Source organism: Nocardia terpenica (assembly GCF_013186535.1).
Classification (GTDB): Bacteria; Actinomycetota; Actinomycetes; order Mycobacteriales; family Mycobacteriaceae; genus Nocardia; species Nocardia terpenica.
Window position 1 is genome coordinate 821,079 of the sequence record NZ_JABMCZ010000003.1, and the last position, 14,844, is coordinate 835,922.

13 protein-coding genes are annotated in these 14,844 nt (G+C 69.4%); 10 read left to right on the top strand and 3 right to left on the bottom strand.

Annotation, left to right across the window (positions count from 1 at the left end; translation table 11 throughout):
- The first annotated feature begins 182 nt into the window (after positions 1 to 182).
- From HPY32_RS25355 to HPY32_RS25370, 4 genes are all read left to right on the top strand, one after another.
- Entirely contained in the window at positions 183 to 2,024 is a 1,842-nt protein-coding gene (locus HPY32_RS25355) for a putative bifunctional diguanylate cyclase/phosphodiesterase (protein ID WP_171983051.1), read from the top strand.
- Between the two features lie 8 nt (positions 2,025 to 2,032).
- Complete coding sequence (locus tag HPY32_RS25360) at positions 2,033 to 3,004, top strand: GAF domain-containing protein (RefSeq protein WP_067593496.1); 972 nt, start codon at positions 2,033 to 2,035, stop codon at positions 3,002 to 3,004.
- A gap of 66 nt (positions 3,005 to 3,070) precedes the next feature.
- Positions 3,071 to 4,207: a glycosyltransferase gene (locus tag HPY32_RS25365; RefSeq protein WP_171983052.1), complete on the top strand. Its 1,137-nt coding sequence runs from the start codon at positions 3,071 to 3,073 to the stop codon at positions 4,205 to 4,207.
- A 178-nt stretch (positions 4,208 to 4,385) separates the two neighbouring features.
- Positions 4,386 to 5,234, top strand: coding sequence for an SDR family oxidoreductase (locus HPY32_RS25370; RefSeq protein WP_067593485.1), 849 nt, complete (start codon positions 4,386 to 4,388; stop codon positions 5,232 to 5,234).
- Here the strand turns inward: HPY32_RS25370 and soxR are convergent.
- Positions 5,231 to 5,755, bottom strand: a complete 525-nt coding sequence (soxR, locus tag HPY32_RS25375; protein ID WP_067593482.1) for a redox-sensitive transcriptional activator SoxR — start codon at positions 5,753 to 5,755, stop codon at positions 5,231 to 5,233. The two genes, HPY32_RS25370 and soxR, sit on opposite strands and share 4 nt — an antisense overlap.
- A gap of 126 nt (positions 5,756 to 5,881) precedes the next feature.
- On the opposite strand from soxR, the gene arcA reads away from it, so the two are divergent.
- The 3 genes from arcA (at position 5,882) to rsmI (ending at position 8,480) form a co-directional block, all read left to right on the top strand.
- Complete coding sequence (gene arcA, locus HPY32_RS25380) at positions 5,882 to 7,111, top strand: arginine deiminase (protein ID WP_067596194.1); 1,230 nt, start codon at positions 5,882 to 5,884, stop codon at positions 7,109 to 7,111.
- A gap of 7 nt (positions 7,112 to 7,118) precedes the next feature.
- Entirely contained in the window at positions 7,119 to 7,478 is a 360-nt protein-coding gene (locus tag HPY32_RS25385) for a GntR family transcriptional regulator (RefSeq protein WP_067593479.1), read from the top strand.
- Between the two features lie 150 nt (positions 7,479 to 7,628).
- Positions 7,629 to 8,480: a 16S rRNA (cytidine(1402)-2'-O)-methyltransferase gene (gene rsmI / locus HPY32_RS25390; protein ID WP_067593475.1), complete on the top strand. Its 852-nt coding sequence runs from the start codon at positions 7,629 to 7,631 to the stop codon at positions 8,478 to 8,480.
- 187 nt (positions 8,481 to 8,667) lie between these two features.
- Here the strand turns inward: rsmI and metG are convergent, their stop codons facing one another.
- Positions 8,668 to 10,227, bottom strand: a complete 1,560-nt coding sequence (gene metG / locus HPY32_RS25395) for a methionine--tRNA ligase (RefSeq protein WP_067593472.1) — start codon at positions 10,225 to 10,227, stop codon at positions 8,668 to 8,670.
- Between the two features lie 58 nt (positions 10,228 to 10,285).
- Here metG and HPY32_RS25400 point away from each other — a divergent pair, with 58 nt between their 5' ends.
- Together HPY32_RS25400 and HPY32_RS25405 are read left to right on the top strand one after the other, a co-directional pair.
- Entirely contained in the window at positions 10,286 to 11,116 is an 831-nt protein-coding gene (locus HPY32_RS25400; protein WP_067593469.1) for a TatD family hydrolase, read from the top strand.
- Between the two features lie 382 nt (positions 11,117 to 11,498).
- Positions 11,499 to 12,641 (top strand): resuscitation-promoting factor, encoded by a 1,143-nt coding sequence (locus HPY32_RS25405; RefSeq protein WP_067596193.1) that lies wholly within the window; start codon positions 11,499 to 11,501, stop codon positions 12,639 to 12,641.
- A gap of 91 nt (positions 12,642 to 12,732) precedes the next feature.
- On the opposite strand, the gene HPY32_RS25410 is transcribed toward HPY32_RS25405, so the two are convergent.
- On the bottom strand, positions 12,733 to 13,500 hold the full coding sequence (locus HPY32_RS25410) for an SDR family NAD(P)-dependent oxidoreductase (RefSeq protein WP_067593466.1): 768 nt from the start codon (positions 13,498 to 13,500) through the stop codon (positions 12,733 to 12,735).
- A gap of 184 nt (positions 13,501 to 13,684) precedes the next feature.
- On the opposite strand from HPY32_RS25410, the gene HPY32_RS25415 reads away from it, so the two are divergent.
- Entirely contained in the window at positions 13,685 to 14,836 is a 1,152-nt protein-coding gene (locus HPY32_RS25415) for an alpha/beta hydrolase family protein (RefSeq protein ID WP_067593463.1), read from the top strand.
- Positions 14,837 to 14,844: the final 8 nt, after the last annotated feature.

Sequence of the window (14,844 nt, forward strand, 5' to 3'; positions counted from 1 at the left end):
CAGCAACGGAGTAGGAACAACGAGTTGAACGCGATTTCCTCCCAGTTCGCCGATACACTGACGTCACTTCGGGGCAGGTTCTCGGACCTACTGGAAGTGCCTGTGCATGAGATCCTGGCGTACGAGGCCCCGCAGCTGACGCGATCGGAGATACAGTGCCGCGGCGGACACTTGACTCACTGGTGACACAGGTTGCCTCCGAGTTGATGGGCGTCGACGCCACCACGATGGTGGCGGCGACGGAACGGGTGCTGGCGAGTCTGGTCGAGCACTTCGATGTCGACTTCTGCTACCTCCGACACACCGACCGGGAGCACCGGGCCACGGTCCTGGTGGCCGAATGGCCGCGCCGCGCCTGTGTGCCCGACCCCGATCCGCTCGGCGTCGTCTACTTCGATCAGGCCGATTCCTCCTTCCGCGCCGTGGAACACGCCACCGAGCCGACCATCGTGCGGCCCGGCCCGCAGTTCGCCGAGTATCAGGCGACCGTCCGGCGCGCCTCGGGATTCGACGAGGTGACCTCCGCGGCGGTGCCGCTGCTGTCGCGCGGGGAGCCGATCGGCCTGCTCGGTTTCATCAAGCACGGTGACCGGGAGTGGAGCACCCGGGAGCTGAATGTACTCAAGGCGATCGCCGCGCTGTTCGCGCAGTTGCAGGCGCGCGTGGAGGCCGAGGAGCGGCTGCGCTACATCGCCATGCACGACGACCTGACCGGGCTGGCGAACCGGCGGGCGCTGCTGGAACATATGGAGAACCGGTTGCGGTTCGGCAGCCCCGGCCCGGTGGCCACCTTCTTCCTGGACCTGGATCGGCTCAAGGCGCTCAACGACTTTCTCGGTCACACCGCGGGGGACAACTTCATCCGGACGCTGTCGGAACGGCTGCGCGACCACATGGATCCGACGGACATGATCGCGCGACTAGGCGGCGACGAGTTCGTCATCGTGCCCGCCAAGCCGATGGACGCGGTGGCGGCCGAACTCGAGGCCACCCGATTGCAGCAGCTGATCGCGCAGCGGGTGACCGTGGGCGGCGAGTCGGTCAGCCGCGGCGCGAGCATCGGAGTCGCGCTGGGCATTCCGGGGGAGACGACCGTGACCGAGGTGCTGCGGCGCGCCGACCACGCGCTGCTGTCGGCGAAATCCGGTGGCGGCAACGGGGTCGCGGTGTTCACCGACGCGATGCGCGCCCAGTTCGAGTTGCAGGACGACGTCGAGCTCAACCTGCGCAGCGCCGTGACGGACGGATCGCTGGTCCTGCACTATCAGCCCGAGGTGGATCTGCGCACCGGCCGGATCGTCGCCATGGAGGCGCTGGTCCGCTGGCAGCATCCCTCGCGGGGACTGCTGCCGCCCGGGGCGTTCGTGGGTGTCGCGGAGGCGACGAATCTGGCCGGTGAGCTGGGCCGGTGGGTGATCAAGGCGGCGTGCGAGCAGTTCGCGCGGTGGCGGCGGCGCGGGCTGGCGTCGAATGTGGTCATCCGGATCAATGTGTCGCCGGTGCAGCTGGTGAGCCTGGACTTCGTGGAATCGATCGAGGATGTGCTGCGCCGGCACGGAATCGACGGCAGCTCCGTGTGTTTGGAGATCACCGAGCACGTCGTGGTGCAGGATCTGACCCGCACGCAGGTGACGCTGCGCGGCCTCAAGCGGATGGGCGTGCAGATCGCCATCGACGACTTCGGCACCGGGTACAGCTCGCTGTCGCATCTGAAGGCGCTGCCGGTCGACGCGGTCAAGATCGATCGTGGCTTCGTGCAGCGCCTGGGGGTCAGCACCGACGATCTGGCGATCGTGAAATCCATTGTGGGCCTTGCCGGTTCGTTCGGGCTCGGGGTGGTCGGCGAGGGCGTGGAGACGGCCGTGGCGGCGCGCACCCTGGTCGGGCTGGGGTGCTATCGCGCGCAGGGCTTCCTCATCGCCCGGCCGATGCCCGCCGCCGAGTTGGACGCGCATCTGGCGGCGGGCCGCATCCCGCTGGATCTGGAGCTGCCCCGGGTGTCCCGGGGTGTGCCGCGGACCTGAAATCCGTTATGCCGGAAGATGAATGGTTGCTGGTCGAGATCATGGGGCCGGAACCGACGGTGGTGGCCGACGGCGGGCAGCGGCGGGATTGGACGAGTCCTTGGCGGGCGCGGGCCGGGCTGGGTCCGGTGGGGCGGCGGTTGATCACCGACGCGGTGCGGGCGGCGAGCGAGAGCTCCGACGCCGAGGTGGTGCTGGCCGATTCCGGCGTAGGGGTGGTGGCGGTGCCGGTGCGGTGCGCGTTCGGCACCGTGCACGGCGTGCAGGTCTGGGCCGGGCGGCTGAATGCGATGCCGCCGCCGCGGCGGCGGGTGGCCTGCTGGGACTGGAATTCCGACACCCAATTGGCGCACCACGGGCCGGGTCTGGAGGAGTTGATCTTCGCGCGGGCGCCCGAGGACGTGCGGGTGATCCGGACGCCGCCGGAGGCGTTCGGGCGGATGGTGCGGTTCGACGACCGCCTCGCGTACTTCGGCTTGATCCAGGATCTGAAGCCGGGGTCGTGCTTTCAGGGTGAGGTCGACATGCTCGGCGACGACGGCGCGGTCCGGCACTTCCAGATGATCACCCGGGTGCATCCGGACGGGGAGCCGTTCATCCGGGCGCTGATGCACGAGATGGTGGTGCCGTCCGCGCCCAGCACCGAGCTGACCATGCTGCGGGCGGCGTCGCGGGCGCTGCCGAACGGCGTGGGGCTGACCATGGCGACGGGGCTGGTGTACGAGTGGGTCCGGGAACCGCCGCCGCCCCTGGACCGGTGGGCGACCGAGCTTCCCGAGATCCACCCGGACGATGTCGAGGCGTACCGGGCCGCGCACCTGTCCGTGGTCGGCGGGGCCGAGCGGGACGGAACGGTGCTGCGGTTCCGGGTGCGGTTTCCGGGTACCGAGTGGATCGCGGTCGGGGCCGAGCTCGCGGGCCTGCATCATCACCAGCCCTCGCACGGCATGCTGCGCGTCTGGCCCGAACCGCTCGGTTGACCAGCCTTCCGCCGGAGTTCACGCCCTGTTGGCCCGGGCGGTCCGGTTTGCCTGCACGATCGGCGCGTGCGCATCGCTCAGCTGGCGAACTTCTACGGTCCGCGGTCGGGGGGCCTACGCACCGCACTGCATCACCTGGGGGCGGGATACGCCGCGGCCGGGCACGAGGTCGTGCTGATCGTGCCGGGTGCGCGCCGCGGCGAGGAGGTGCTGGCGAGCGGGGTGGTGCGGATAACCGTTCCGGCGCTGGCGATTCCGTGGACGGGCGGGTATCGGGCGGCGAATCCGCGGCGGGTGGCCGACGTGCTGGCGGGGCTGCGGCCGGACGTGCTCGAGGTGTCGGATCGGTTGACGCTGCGCGGATTCGGGCGCTGGGCGCGGCGGCGCGACGTGGCGGGGGTGATGATCTCGCACGAGCGGCTGGACCGGCTGCTGGGGCAGGTGCTGCCGGGGCCGATGGCGCGGCGGGCGGCCGACGCGGCCAATCGGCAGACCGCGCGCGACTACGACATCGTGGTCTGCACAACGGAATTCGCCCGCGCGGAGTTTCAGCGCATCGACGTGCCGAATGTGGCGCTGGTGCCGCTGGGCGTGGATCTCGAGCTGTTCAGCCCGCGGCGACGGGATCGGGCGCTGCGGGCGCGACTGGGCGGATCCGAACATCCGCTGCTGGTGCACTGCGGACGGTTGTCGGTGGAGAAGCGCGTGGACCGCAGCATCGAGGCGGTGGACGCGCTGCGGCGAGCCGGGGTGGACGCGCGGCTGATCGTGGTCGGCGACGGCCCCCGCCGAGAGTCCCTGCACCGCTTGGCCCGTGGCCTGCCCCCGCTCCACGACGGCCGCCCCGCGGTCCATTTCACCGGTTTCATCGACGACCGCGCCCGCCTGGCGACGCTGCTGGCGAGCGCCGACGTCTCCCTGGCCCCCGGCCCGCACGAGACCTTCGGCCTCGCCGCCCTCGAGGCCCTGGCCGCGGGCACCCCGGTGGTAGCCAGCCGCTCCTCGGCCCTGGCCGACATCGTCACCGCCGACTGCGGCGCCGTCGCCGACGACCACCCCACCGCCTTCGCCCACGCGGTCAACAACGTCCTGGCCCTCCCCCCAGCCGCCCGCCGCCGCGCCGCCCGCATCCGCGCCGAACAATTCACCTGGCCCGCCGCAGTCGCGGGCATGCTGGAAGTGCTTGGCGGGCGTGATTGTTGAGCGGGGCGGGTGGGCGTGACCGCTGAGCCGGGGGAGTCGGAGTGGGGGCGGGCTGTATGGAATCGAACCGGGGTTGGGGGTAGGCCGTATGCTCCTCGGCAGCACTGGAATATGTCAGGCGTTCGGGTCGGGTGATTCGTCGCGATTCGGTCGCCGCCTACAACCATCGAGGAATGGCGTGCGTGATCGCTTGAAGTCCGTGAGCGGCAAGAAGACCCTCGTCACCGGCGCGGCCAGCGGGATCGGGCGGGCGACGGCGCTCGCCGCCGCCCGCGAGGGCGCGGAGTTGGTGCTGACCGACATCGACGCGGCGGGGCTGGCCGAGACGGTGGCGCTCATCGAGCAGGCGGGCGGCAAGGTGCTGGCCTCGCGGCCCCTCGACATCAGCGACTACGACGCCGTCACCGCCTTCGCCACCGACGTGCACGACGAGCACGGCAGCCTGGACGTGGTGATGAACGTCGCCGGGGTCTCGGCCTGGGGCACGGTGGAGAACCTGGAGCATCGGCACTGGCGGCGGATGATCGACGTCAACCTGATGGGCCCCATCCACGTCATCGAGAACTTCGTTCCGCCGATGGTGAAGGCGGGACGCGGTGGCGCACTGGTGAATGTGTCGTCGGCGGCTGGCCTGCTGGCATTCCCGTGGCATGCGGCCTACAGCGCCAGCAAGTTCGGGCTGCGCGGGGCGTCGGAGGTGCTGCGGTTCGATCTGGCGCGGCACGGGATCACCGTGCACCTGGTGGTGCCGGGCGCGGTGAACACCCATCTGGTGCAGACCGTCGAGATCGCCGGGGTGGACCGCGAGGACCCGCGGGTGCAGCGCTACGTCCGGCATTTCCAGAAGCACGCCACCCCGCCGGAGCGGGTCGCCGCGCAGATCCTGCGCGGCATCGCGCGCAACCACTTCCTCGTCTACACGTCCTTCGACGTGCGCTTCGGCTACTGGTGGGCCCGCAAATTCGCCCTCCCGTACGAGCTGGTCATGCGCAAGGCCAACGACCGCTTCCACACGTTCCTGCGCTAAGCGCCCGCGGCGCCGGAGGATTCGGGTAACTCCGCGGCCGCGCAGCCCTCTGATTCGCCAGGGGTGATGTTGACGTCCAGGACTCGGGCGCCGGGGCCGTCGTCGCCGAGCTTGTCGTGCCAGTTGATGATGCGGCAGCTGGCCAGCGACAGGCAGCCGCAGCCGATGCAGCCGGTGAGGCTGTCGCGCAGGCGGGTCAGCTGTTCGATGCGCTGTTCCAGGTCCTCGCGCCAGATGACCGACAACCGCTCCCAGTCCTTACGGTTGGGGGTGCGGCCCTCGGGCAGGGTGTCCAGCGCCTTGCGAATCTCGCTGAGCGGAATGCCGACTCGCTGCGAGATGCGGATGAACGCGACCCGACGGAGCGTTTCACGCGGGTAGCGGCGCTGGTTGCCGCTGGTACGGCGGCTGGTGATGAGGCCCTCGCGCTCGTAGAAGTGCAGCGCCGACACCGCGACCCCGCTGCGTTCGGACAACTGTCCCGGGGTGAGCTCCTTGGCTTGCCATGTCGTGTGCTGCATACCTTAACAATACTTCAGGTATGGCGCAGATTGCCGCCGAACGGAAGAACTGGGGTCACATTTGTGCCGGTCCGGATGCCCAGCGAATTCCGTGCCAATGTCGCGGCCGACCATTACGGTCAGAATATGGAAACAGAGGCTGTGCCGGCAGCGCGACCGTTTTCCGTGACATCCGAGGTCGGCAACCTGCGAACGGTGCTACTGCACCGGCCCGGAGACGAGCTGCGCCGACTGACACCCCGCAACAACGACCAACTGCTGTTCGACGGTATCCCCTGGGTGGAGCGCGCCCAGCAGGAACACGACATCTTCGCCGACACCCTGCGCGGCCGCGGGGTGGAGGTGCTGCTGCTGGCCGATCTGCTCGTGGAGACGCTGGCGCAGAGTCGCCCGGGCCGCAGCATGGGCATCACCGCCGCGGTGGACGCGCGCCGCATCGGGCACGGGCTGGCCGAGGATCTCAAGGGCTATCTGCGCGCCGTCCCGCCCGCCGACCTGGCCCGAATCCTCATGGCGGGCATGACCTTCGACGAGCTGCCGTTCGACCCCGACGCCACCTCGCTGGTGCGGCGCATGCACCACGGCACCGACTTCGTCATCGACCCGCTGCCGAATCTGCTGTTCACCCGCGACTCCTCGTTCTGGGTCGGCCCGAAGGTGGCCATCACCTCGCTGGCCCTGCCCGCGCGGGCGCGGGAGACCTCGCTGACCGATCTGGTCTACGCGTTCCATCCGCGCTTCCTCGGCGTGCGGCGCGCCTACGAATCGCATACCGCGCCCATGGAGGGCGGCGATGTGCTGCTGCTCTCGCCGGGCGTGGTGGCCATCGGGGTGGGCGAGCGGACCTCGCCGGCCGGGGCGGAGGCGTTGGCGCGCAGCCTGTTCGAGGACAGTCTCGCGCATACCGTGCTGGTGGTGCCGATCGCGCAGAATCGCGCCACCATGCACCTGGACACCGTGTGCACCATGGTGGACGTGGACGCCGTCGTGATGTACCCCGCCATCCAGGACGAGCTGTGCGCGTTCACCATTCGCAAGGAGGACGACCACCGCGTCAGCATGCGCGGGCCGGACCCGTTCCTGCCCGCCGCGGCCGAGGCCATGGGCATCGACAAGCTGCGGGTGATCGTCACCGGGCTGGACGGCGTCACCGCCGAGCGGGAGCAGTGGGACGACGGCAACAATACGTTGGCGGTGGCGCCGGGCGTGGTCGTCGCCTACGAACGCAACGAGAACACGAACGCGCGGCTGGCGGATGCGGGCATCGAGGTGCTGGCCATCCCCGGTTCCGAACTCGGCTCCGGCCGGGGCGGGCCCCGCTGCATGTCCTGCCCGCTGTCTCGGGACGAGGTGTGAGGGACCGATGCTGGACATTCCGGTCGACCATCACTCGACGGTTCCGCCGTACGAGCAACTGCGACAGGGCATCATCGCCCGAGTGCGGTCCGGTGAGCTGACGGCCGGAACCAAGATCCCGACGGTCCGGGCGCTCGCCGCCCAGCTCGGCCTGGCCCCCAACACCGTCGCCCGCGCCTATCGCGAACTGGAACAGGACGGCGTCCTCGAGACCCGCGGCCGCCTCGGCTCCTTCATCGCCTCCTCCGGCGACCCGACCCGCGACGTAGCGGGCCGCGCGGCAACCGAATACGTCACCGTCGTCCGCCGCCTCGGATTGGACGACGACACCGCCCTCGGCTACATCCGCGCCGCCCTCAACGAGTAGTCCACCACAGTCCCGGCCCGCCTCCCCTGCGTTCCCGGCCTGCTCCCACTGCGTTCCCGGCATGCTTTTGGCCGGGATCCACTGCACACATGGCCCGAACGGAGCACCACCTCGTCGGTGCGGTGTGATGGAGGCGTGGACGGTAGCGGGATGAGTGAGTGGGCCGGGGCGGGGCGGCTGGTGCTGGCGGCGACGCCGATGGGGGATGTGGGGGATGCGTCGCAGCGGCTGCGGGCGGCGCTGGCGGGGGCCGAGGTGGTGGCGGCCGAGGACACCCGGCGCACCAGGGCACTGGCCAAGGCGCTGGGGGTGGAGATCACCGGGCGGGTGGTGAGTTTCTACGATCATGTGGAGGTCGCGCGAATTCCGTTGCTGCTGGACGAGATCGAGGCGGGGCACACGGTGCTGCTGGTCACCGACGCGGGCATGCCGTCGGTGAGCGATCCGGGCTACCGCATGGTCGCCGCGTGTGTCGAGCGCGGACTGCCGGTGACCTGCCTGCCGGGCCCATCCGCGGTGACCACCGCCCTGGCCCTGTCCGGCCTGCCGATGGAGCGGTTCTGCTTCGACGGTTTCGCGCCGCGCAAGTCCGGCCAGCGCAAGGAGTGGCTGCGCACCCTGGCGACCGAGCCGCGCGCCGTCGTCTTCTTCGAGGCCCCGCACCGCCTCGCCGACTGCCTCACCGACGCCGTCGCCGTCCTCGGCCCCGACCGCCGCGCCGCCGTCTGCCGCGAACTGACCAAAACCTACGAGGAGGTCGTCCGCGGCACCCTCGCCGAGCTGGCCGCCTGGTCCGCCGACGGCGCCCGCGGCGAAATAACCGTCGTCCTCGAAGGCGCCCAGCCGATTTCGACCGACCCCGCCGACCTGGTCGACGAGGTAGAAGCCCTGGTAGCCGAGGGCCTCCGCCTCAAGGACGCCTGCGCCCGGATAGCCGCGACGGCGGGGGCTTCCCGCCGAGAGCTCTACGACGCCGTGCTCGCCGCCCGCGCCGCCAACTAATTCGCGCGCTGTCCTTCTCCGCACGTAACCACCCTCATGATTCCGGCGTGCTTTTGGCCGGAATCTTGCGAGGTCCCGGCCAAAAGCATGCCGGGAACTGGGGGTGCGCTGGGAGCCGGGGTGGGTGCGCCGGGAGCTGGGGTGGGTGCGTCGGGAGCTGGGGTGCGGGTGTGCTCGTGAACAGGCGCTAGTTCTTCGGCTCCACGTACTTCGGGAAGACCGGCTCGGGGGTGGGGAGGGACAGGCCCGGTTCGATCGGGGTGGTGAGGTCGGCGAAGGTGCGGCCGGTTTGGGCCAGCTGGTCGAGGATCTTGCCTGCCGAGCCTGGGATTACAGGTTGCACCAGGATGGAGACGATGCGGAGGACCTCGAGGGTGACGTAGAGGACCGTTGCCTCGCGGGCCACGTCCTCGGGGGTGCCCGATTTGGCCAGGGCCCAGGGCTGCTGGGCGGAGAAGTAGCGGTTGGTCTCGCCCAGCGTCAGCCAGATCGCCTCCAGCGCGAGATGCAACTGCTGCTGGTCGAATTCGGCGCGGGAGCGTTCCAGCAGACCGTTGGCGCGGTCGAGCAGGGCGCGGTCGGCGTCGGTGAACTCGCCGGGAGTCGGTACGGCCGAACCGAAGTCGCGCGCCACCATCTTCAGGCTGCGCTGCACCAGGTTGCCGTACTCGTTGGCCAGATCGGTATTGATGCGGCCGACGATCGCCTCGTGGCTGTAGGACCCGTCCTGGCCGTAGGAGATCTCGCGGAGCAGGAAGAAGCGGACCGCGTCGAGCCCGTACTCCTCGACGAGCCGGAGCGGGTCGACCACATTGCCGACCGACTTCGACATCTTCTCGCCCTTGTTGTACAGGAACCCGTGCACGAACACCCGTTTCGGCGTTTCCATCCCCGCGGACAACAGGAACGCGGGCCAGTACACGGTGTGGAAGCGGGTGATGTCCTTGCCGATGATGTGCAGATCCGCGGGCCAGTACCGGCGGAACGACTCCGACTCGGTATTCGGGAAGCCCGCCCCGGTGATGTAGTTGGTGAGCGCGTCCACCCAGACGTACATGACGTGCGCGGGATCCCCCGGAACCGGTACGCCCCAGTCGAAGGTGGTGCGGGAGATGGACAGATCCTTCAGCCCCGCCTTCACATAGCTCACGATCTCGTTGCGGCGGGTCGCGGGCAGGATGAAATCGGGCCGCTGCTCGTACAGTTCGAGCAGCTTGTCCTGGTACTTGGACAGGCGGAAGAAGTAGTTCGACTCCTCGGTCCACTCCACCGGCGTGCGGGTCTCGGTGGCGACCCGGATGCCGTCCTCCCCGACGGTGGTCTCCTCATCGGTGTAGAACGCCTCGTCGCGCACCGAGTACCAGCCGGAGTAGGTGTCGAGGTAGATGTCCCCGGCCTCGCGCATCCGCTCCCAGATCGCGATCGAGGATGCGAGGTGATCCTCGTCGGTGGTGCGGATGAACCGGTCGAAGGAGACGTCCAGCGTCTTGTCCATGCGCTCGAACACATCCGAGTTGCGCGCGGCGTACTCCTCGACCGGGATGCCCTCGGCGCGCGCGGCTTGCTGCACCTTCTGGCCGTGCTCGTCGGTGCCGGTCATGAAGAACACGTCGTATCCGTCCAGGCGCTTGAACCGCGCGAGGGCGTCGGCCGAGATGTACTCGTAGGCATGCCCGATGTGCGGCGCACCGTTCGGGTAGGCGATGGCCGTGGTGATATAGAAGGCGGGACGTTCGGAGGCGCTCATGGTGTGTCTACTCTAATCTGCGTGCCTTCGACCGCTCGCGCGAATATCCCGGTTGCCGATGCCTAGCAAACGACCTGCTCCCGAACCCCCCGAACCGCTGTCCCCCCTGGTGGACGCGCACACCCACCTGGACGCGTGCGGCGCCACCGACGCGGAATCGGTTGCGGCCGTGGTCGATCGGGCCGCCGCGGTGGGCGTCGGCCGGGTCGTGACGGTGGCCGACGATCTGGCCGCCGCCCGGTTCGCGGTCGAGGCCGCGCACTGGGACCAGCGGGTGTACGCGGCCGTCGCGCTGCACCCGACCCGCGCGAACGCGCTGGACGACGCGGCCGAGGCCGAGCTGGAGAAGCTGGCCGCGGACCCGCGGGTGGTGGCGGTCGGCGAGACCGGGCTGGACTACTACTGGCCCGGCAAGCTCGACGGCTGCGCCACGATCGAGGACCAGGTGGAGGGCTTCCGCTGGCACATCGACCTGGCCAAACGCGTGCGTAAGCCGCTCATGATCCACAACCGCGAGGCCGACCACGACCTGCTCGCGGTGCTGCTGGACGAGGGCGCGCCGGACACCGTGATCTTCCACTGCTTCTCCTCCGACACGAATATGGCCATCGCCTGCGTGGAGGAGGGGTACGTGCTCAGCTTCTCCGGAACGGTCAGTTTCAAGAATGCCCACGAGCTGCGGGAGGCCGCGAAGGTGGTGCCGGACGACCGGATCCTCGTCGAGACCGACGCCCCCTTCCTGACCCCGCACCCCTTCCGCGGCGCCCCGAACGAGCCGTACTGCCTGCCCTACACGGTCCGCGCCCTGGCCGACCTGCGCGGTCAGGACCCACTCGAGCTGGCGAAGATCACCACCGCCAACGCCTATCGGGTGTACGGCCTTTACTAGCCACCGCCCCGTTCACCTTCTCGGCCTGCCTTCTGTGTTCTCGGCCTGCCTTCTGTGTTCTCGGCCTGCCTTCTGTGTTCTCGGCCTGCCTTCTGTGTTCTCGGCCTGCCTTCTGTGTTCTCGACCTACCTCCTGTGTTCCCGACCTGCCTCTTCATGTTTTCCGGCGTGCCTCTTCATGTTTTCCCGGCGTGCTTTTGGCCGGGACCCAACGTGCGCTAGGTCACAACGCGAGGGATTGCTGTACGGTCTGTGGCCGGATTCACTAGTATTACCGAGTCGTAATCTCTCCGCAGTCTCGATATCGCCCCGTGATGTGGAAAATGCCTGTTCCACGGCTTGTGGTTGTCAGGCTCTGACCCCCTCGTTATCGTATTGTGACCATGCCGGACTCTCGGACGTCCGCCCTGCGGCGGATCAACTCGTCGCGATCGCCGCTGTTGTACGCGGCCATCGCGGCGATGCTGGTCACGCTCATTGTCGGGGCGGTATTCGCGATCGTGGACCGCAAGACGGTCACGGTCATAGTCGACGGGCAGAAGTCCACGCTCACCACCATGGCGGGCGATGCGCGCGGGGTGCTCAAGGCCGCCGGGTTCGTGGTGCACAGCAAGGACGCGGTCAGCCCGTCCGCCGGTGACTCGGTCGCCAACGGGGCGACCGTCACGCTGAATCGGGCCCGGCAGGTGTCGCTCACCTTCGACGGCCGGGCCAAGCAGGTGTGGACCACCGGCTACACCGTCGCGGATGCGCTGTCACAGTTGCAGATTCCCAGCGACGTCTTCGTCTCGCCGTCGCGGCCCACCCCGCTGCCGCTGGAGGGCGCGGCCATGGCGGTGACGAGTCCGCGCACGGTGCTGCTGTCCGACAACGGCGAGGCCGCCGGGTATGTGCGCCTGGCCGCGCCGACTGTGGGCGAGCTGCTGACGGTGCAGGGCACGCCGCTGGTCGACCAGGACTCGGTGGTTCCGGCCGCGAACACCCCGCTCACCGAGGGCATGAAGATCACCGTCACCCGCAAGCGGGTCGAGGACCGGGTCGAGCGGGTGCCGCTGGATCCGCCGGAGAACGTCATCGAGGACCCGACGATGAATATGAGCCGAACCGTCGTCGAGAATCCGGGCAAGCCGGGCGTGCAGGACGTGACCTACGCCGTCGCCATCGTCAACGGCAAGGAGAGCAGCAAGGACCCGATCGGCAACAAGGTCATCGTCCCGGCCGAGCCCAAGACCATTCGCAAGGGCGCCAAGCCCGGCACCGAGGTCCCCCCGGTGCGCGACGGCAGCACCTGGGATGCGCTGGCCAAGTGCGAATCCGGCGGCAACTGGGCGATCAACAGCGGCAACGGATACTACGGCGGCATCCAGTTCGACGAGAACACCTGGGCGCGACAGGGCGGCCTGCGCTACGCCCCCCGCGCCGACCTGGCGACCCGCGAGGAACAGATCGCCATCGCCGAGGTCACCCGAGCCCGCCAGGGCTGGGGCGCCTGGCCCGCCTGCACCAGCCGCCTCGGAATCAGCTGAGCCCGTCCCTCGTCTGCCCGACGGGATGGCTCTCAATTGCCCGACGCGATGGCCCTCGTCTGCCCGCCGCGACGGCTCTCGTCTGCCCGAATTACATGAGGGCGCCGCCGTCGACGCGGATTTCGGAGCCGGTGATGTAGCGGCCCTCCTCGGAGGCGACCATGGCGACGGCGGCGGCGACGTCGTCGGGATTGCCGAGGGCGCCGCCGTTCAGCCAGCCGGTGAGGCGGGCGAACAGGCTCCAATCGGTGTCCTCGGGGACGGCCAGGCCCGAGGTGATGCCCGAGTTGATGCCGCCGGGGACGATATTCACCGCGCGCAGGCCCTTTTTCGCGTACTCCAGCGCGATGGCGTGGGTCATCGCGTTCACGCCGCCCTTGGAGGCCGAGTACGCGGCCATGTACGGATGCGCCCCGAAGGCGGAGGTCGAGGAGAAGTTCACGATCACCGGATGCTCGGCCTGCAGCAGCGTCGGCAGCGCGGCCTGGATCATGAGGAACGTGCCGGTCAGATTCACCCCGATGACCTGGTTCCACGCCTGCAGCGGCATCTCGTGGGTGTGCGCGGTGCGCATGATCCCGGCCGCGTTCACGAGAACGTCCAGCCCGCCCAGGAATTCGATCGCCGTCGCGCAGCCCGCCCGCACCGACTTCTGATCGGCGACATCCACGCGAACGGTCTGCAACCGCTCGCGGTCGCCGTCGTCCGCCGCCTGGACGGTCTGGGTCAGACCCTCCTCGGCGACATCCGCGGCCACCAGGGCGGCGCCCTCGGCCAGCAGGCGCAGCGCGACCCCGCGGCCTATGCCGGAACCCGCACCCGTGACCAACACCCGTCTTCCGTCGAACCTGCGCTGCATGGCGTTTCGTCCCTCCTGGGTACGTCCGGGGCGGGAGCCGCTGTGCCGCCGCCACTTCCGCGAACACTCCGAAATTAGAACGTGTATCAATTCGCGTCAACGGGTACGATCGTCACGCTCGAACAGCAATCTGCTGGCTACGGACTATTCGGCTCGTGCTCCTCGAAACGGAGAGTGGTGTTCGATGCGGTTGGCGGCCTGCATTGTCGTCGTGGCGGCGCTCGCGCTGGGGGAGGCGAGCGCGGCCGCCGCGCCGAGCGCGGTTCCGGGCACGGCCCTCTCGATCACCCCGCAACCCGGCGGCTGGCGCGGCATGTCCGGCGGTGAGGTGGTGCGGTACTGGACAACCGGATCGGACGGCGCGCCGCGCCCGGCCAGCGGGGCGGTGTTCGTGCCGCCGGGTCCGGCCCCCGCCGGTGGTTGGCCGATCCTCGTCTTCGAGCACGGCACCCGCGGGCTCGGGCCGGGCTGCGGCGGGCAGGCGGCCCCCGAGCGGGCGCCGTTCGGCAAGGCGCTGGAGGGCGAGGACCGGATCCTGCGGCACTTCGTGTCGAAGGGATTCGCGGTGGTCGCGCCGGACTATCTGGGGCTCGGGGTGTTCGACACCGGCCCGCATCCGTATCTGGAGCTGACCACCGAGGTGAGCGCCACGCTGGATCTGCTGCGCGTGGCCCGCGCCGCGCATCCGCGGCTGTCGCGGACCTGGATGGTGCTGGGTGGGTCCCAGGGTGGGCAGGCGGCATTGGGTATCGCGCATCGGCAGCGAAACCTTATGCCCGAGTTGAATTTTCGCGGCGCGGTCGCCATCGATCCCGAATCGGATGTGGAGCACCTGCTCCCGGCGGCCGGGCCGTGGGGGCCGGATCTGCCCGGGGAGATCGGCGACGCCCTCACCGCGGCGGTCGCCAGCATTCTCGCGGGATTGCGTGCGGCGCGGCCCGATGCCCGGGTCGACGACTATCTGACACCGCGGGGTCGCCGCCTGCTCGATGGCATCGGGCGGCTCTGCCTGGACGCGATCGTGACGCGGGTACACGGGATCGGAATCGGCGATGTGCTGTCGAAGTCGTTGGGCGACACGCATTTTCGTGCCGCGCTGGCCGACTACATGGGTGTTCCGACCGGCGGCTTCGACGCCCCGATCCTGCTGCTGATCAATGCCACCGATCTCGCGGTGCCCTCGCCGCTGCACGCCGCGCTGGCCGCGCAACTCGCCGCGAATCATGTCCGGTACCGGATGGTGGTCGGCACCGGTGCGCACGTGCAGCTGAACGCGGCCATGTGGTCGGCGCTGGATTGCTTTCTGGACGAGGTGCGGGCATCGGTGCCGTCGTAGCTTCACAC